2 rRNA genes are annotated in these 792 nt (G+C 44.8%); both read right to left on the bottom strand.

Going from position 1 to position 792, the window contains the following annotated elements:
- A 23S ribosomal RNA gene (locus tag L5M28_RS23980) occupies positions 1 to 224 on the bottom strand; the annotation flags it as partial.
- 411 nt (positions 225 to 635) lie between these two features.
- Positions 636 to 792: ribosomal RNA gene (locus tag L5M28_RS23975) — 16S ribosomal RNA — on the bottom strand; the annotation flags it as partial.

Raw genomic sequence — 792 nt, 5'->3', positions numbered from 1 at the left:
TGATTTCTTTTCCTAAGGGTACTTAGATGTTTCAGTTCCCCTCGTTCGCCTCGCAACACTATGTATTCATGTTGCGATAACAGCTTATGCTGCTGGGTTCCCCCATTCGGACATCGTTAGCTCAAATGCTTGTTACTAGCTCGCCAACGCTTTTCGCAAGTTACTACGTCCTTCATCGCCTCTGACTGCCAAGGCATCCACCGTATACGCTTAGTCGCTTAACCATACAACCCAAATGAGTTTCACTCACCTGCGTCGCATTGCGACCAGCTTGGTTTTACTTGTCTCACTTCTGACCAAAGAAGTGGACGCGCCTTAGACGTAAACTATTCAATAAAGAATAATTTACTTTTGAATATTCAAGACACTTAATAAAGTGTTTGAGAACTCATGTTCAATGCTTGCGCATTAAACGTTTTGTAATTAATCACATGACAGACTCATGCAATTAAATACTATCAGCTTTCCAAATTGTTAAAGAACAACATCTACCTGCAAGAGGGATGTTTCGCTCTGACTTCTCGTGAGAGAAGCTAAACAAGCAATCTGTGTGAACACTCAAAAGGTACACGGATGTACCGAATGTCGAAAATGCAGGAGCATTTTTCGACCAAACATTAAGTTAGTCGTATAGGTAAGGAGGTGATCCAGCCCCAGGTTCCCCTAGGGCTACCTTGTTACGACTTCACCCCAGTCATGAACCACAAAGTGGTGAGCGCCCCCCCGAAGGTTAAGCTACCCACTTCTTTTGCAGCCCACTCCCATGGTGTGACGGGCGGTGTGTACAAGGCC

This window comes from Shewanella sp. SW32, from assembly GCF_025653365.1.
GTDB classification, from domain to species: domain Bacteria; phylum Pseudomonadota; class Gammaproteobacteria; order Enterobacterales; family Shewanellaceae; genus Shewanella; species Shewanella oncorhynchi.
Note: the sequence above shows the minus strand (reverse complement) of the source record. Positions and strands in the feature narration are given on the sequence as shown.